This window comes from Vibrio sp. V42_P2S4T144 (assembly GCF_009904715.1).
Taxonomy (GTDB): Bacteria; Pseudomonadota; Gammaproteobacteria; order Enterobacterales; family Vibrionaceae; genus Vibrio; species Vibrio alginolyticus.
In genome coordinates this window covers 1-2,667 of record NZ_WXWS01000193.1, presented here as the reverse complement: position 1 = coordinate 2,667, position 2,667 = coordinate 1, and the positions used below count along the sequence as shown (strand labels likewise).

Annotated in this window: 4 protein-coding genes; 1 reads left to right on the top strand and 3 read right to left on the bottom strand. The window is 45.6% G+C overall.

Annotation, left to right across the window (positions count from 1 at the left end; genetic code table 11):
- The first annotated feature begins 2 nt into the window (after window positions 1-2).
- Complete coding sequence (locus tag CAG68_RS06760; protein ID WP_337250505.1) at window positions 3-605, top strand: YecA/YgfB family protein; 603 nt, start codon at window positions 3-5, stop codon at window positions 603-605.
- Between the two features lie 73 nt (window positions 606-678).
- On the opposite strand, the gene CAG68_RS06755 is transcribed toward CAG68_RS06760, so the two are convergent.
- The 3 genes from CAG68_RS06755 to CAG68_RS06745 all read right to left on the bottom strand — a co-directional run.
- Window positions 679-1,845 (bottom strand): glutathionylspermidine synthase family protein, encoded by a 1,167-nt coding sequence (locus tag CAG68_RS06755; RefSeq protein ID WP_161440947.1) that lies wholly within the window; start codon window positions 1,843-1,845, stop codon window positions 679-681.
- 8 nt (window positions 1,846-1,853) lie between these two features.
- The gene (locus CAG68_RS06750) at window positions 1,854-2,423 is read right to left on the bottom strand and encodes a DUF1190 domain-containing protein (RefSeq protein ID WP_025766906.1); all 570 of its coding nucleotides are present in this window, start codon (window positions 2,421-2,423) and stop codon (window positions 1,854-1,856) included.
- Window positions 2,424-2,431: 8 nt separating this feature from the next.
- On the bottom strand, window positions 2,432-2,667 hold a 236-nt coding region (locus CAG68_RS06745; protein ID WP_161440946.1), incomplete at its 5' end, for a DUF350 domain-containing protein.

The window sequence follows — 2,667 nt, the reverse complement described above, 5'->3', positions numbered from 1 at the left end:
CAATCAACCAGCCCATTAACAAATGGTATTCTATTTTGAAACTACAAGACATCCTTTCTCTCCCAGAACTTGACGGTAAACTACTAAACCTAGCAAAAACTCAAGGCTTTGTAACAGCGATGGCTGCAGCGCCAAACGTATTAATGCCTCAAGAGTGGTTGCCATTCTTATGGGGTGGAGAAGAAACAGCGCCATTTACTGACGGTGAACAACTAGAGCAGTACATTGACGAGATTGTACAAATGTGGAACCAAACTCGTCCCGCTCTCCTAGAAGGCACTTGGCAGTGGCCTGCAGGGTGCGCGCTAGATGAGCAAGACATTGTAACAAGTCAGGCTCGCGATTTCTGTGAAGGTGTATTACAAGGCTGGCAACTTGCGCGTGATGACTGGGAAACGTTGATGCCTGAGGATAGCGAAGATAATGCCCTACTCGGTGGTGTTTTACTTTCTCTTACTATGCTTTACGACCCAGAAACAACCATTGAAACATTGGCCGAACAAGGTATGGAAGGCTTAGAGCAGTTTGAAGAGATCTTCAATGCAATGCCAGTGATGTTATGTGGTCTTACCCAGCGCGGTGTTGCATTAGCTGAAGAACAATAGACGCAACGCTGTCGACCATCAAGATTGAACGGCTGAATAGACAAAAAGCTCTCCAAATGGAGAGCTTTTTTGATCATGTTAAAATTACATGTGGAATATACCGCGCCATATCTTGAGTCACTAAGCTACTGTCTTCCCTAATCGAAATACCGGCAGCTCTATCATTGACCAACCAACTGCCAATTAACGTATGGTTTTGCCCAAACTTAGGTAGTGGATGGTATTGCTGGACGATATTGAATTGAGATTCATAAGGCCCTGACGTTTTAACAAAACGTTTTCCATCGATGACGATCTCGATGTTCGCGCCCTCTCGAGAAAATAGTGGCTTGATGACATAATCTCTCATAGTGTTCGCTTTTGAATCGTTAGCAAAATAAGCGGGCAAAAGGTTCGGGTGGTTAGGAAAGCGCTCCCACAATAACGGTAAAAGTGCTTTATTGGATAGAATCGACTTCCACATCGGTTCTAACCAGTTTACGTTCGCAGTCGCTAAGTACTTCGCATATTCCTCTTCAAACATAAACTCCCAAGGGTAAAGCTTAAACATCCAACGAATCGCTCTGTCGTCAGCATCCACAAACAGACCATCTTCCGTCACTCCAATATCTTCGACATGCACGAATGCCGTTGCTAACCCTGCCTCTCGCGCGCAATCCTCTAAACACTGGACAGTCCCTTTATCTTCTTCAGTGTACTTGCAGCAGCTAAAGTGAAGTGTTTGTCCTGGTTGGTATTTTGCTATTTCGGCAAAGCGCTCGATCAAAAAGTCTTGAAGAATATTGAATTGATCCGCGCTCTGGTGAACTCGACCTTTATTTACAACATCTTCTAGCCACACCCACTGCCAAAAGCCAGTTTCAAACAAGCTGGTTGGCGTATCCGCATTGTTTTCCAGTAATTTTGCTGGCGAGGTCCCGTTGTACGCGAAATCCAGCCGCGAATAAAGCGAAGGTTCGCTTCGTCTCCATGAAGAAGCGACCTGCTCCCACATAGATTCAGGGATCGCACATTGCGTCAGCAACCGCTCACTCCGAACGACTTCATCCACAATAGCCAGGCACATCTGATGCAGCTCTTCAGTGGGCGCTTCTATATCGCGCTCAATTTGCTCCAGCGTGAATTGATAGTAAGCACTCTCATCCCAATACGGTTGGTCATACATGGTATGGAAACCAAAACCAAACTGGCGTGCTAATTCACGCCAGTTTTCGCGCTCTTGTATTTCTCGTCGAAACATAGTGCTTTTTAACCGCCTCGACTGACCGACACCGCTTTACCAAACCCGCCTCGAGACATCGCCCTGCCAATGGTGCCGCCACCACGTTTGTTAAGGCTATTCGTCGCGACTTTGGTCGGCTGATTTCGGTAGGAGCCAAAGAATTGTCCTGCTCCATTATAGAATTTGGATTTATAACGGTACATCGGCTCTGAGTAATAGCTCTTGTTATAACCTTTCAACCCGCTTAATGAGCGACTGTAAAAAAAACCGCCAAAGTTAGGTACATAAGCTCGGGAACTGGAACTGTAGTAACAATCATCCTCGTAGAAATCATTCTCGCATTCGAACTCGCTGCGGTAGCGAGGGGCATTTTGTTCGGCACGAGCTAAAGCTTCTTGGTATGCAATGTCACACTGTTCACTAAACTCAGGCGAGTTAGATTTACACTCATCGGCATCAGAAAAAATGTACCCTTCTGTTTTTGACTCGTACGTAGCAAAGAAGAAAATACCACCAAAGGCAGCAAAGGGAAGAATTTTCCCAAGCTTTAAGCTTTTGTCCATGGAAGAACGTTTAACGTTAGAACTCCGCTTCATCGTTCCTCCTAGTAAGTCATGCAAGCGGCATTCAATACGCCGACCGAAACAGAAACTGCTGCTAATACGATACCGGCTGGCAGTTCATCTTTTTCGATACGCTCTGCCACTTTCGGAAGTAAAATAAAGCGTACAATTGCAAATGCGATAATTTGAGCAAGCATTGCGACAACGCCCCAAACCATAAAATCGACGATATTGACTGAGTTTTTTGCCGCCCCCGAAATCGCGAGACAGTAACCAA

What these genes read in the sequence shown, in the direction of transcription:
- CAG68_RS06755 (WP_161440947.1), bottom strand. Translation starts at nt 1,845, where the DNA reads ATGTTTCGACGAGAAATACAAGAGCGCGAAAACTGGCGTGAATTAGCA.
- CAG68_RS06750 (WP_025766906.1), bottom strand. Translation starts at nt 2,423, where the DNA reads ATGAAGCGGAGTTCTAACGTTAAACGTTCTTCCATGGACAAAAGCTTA.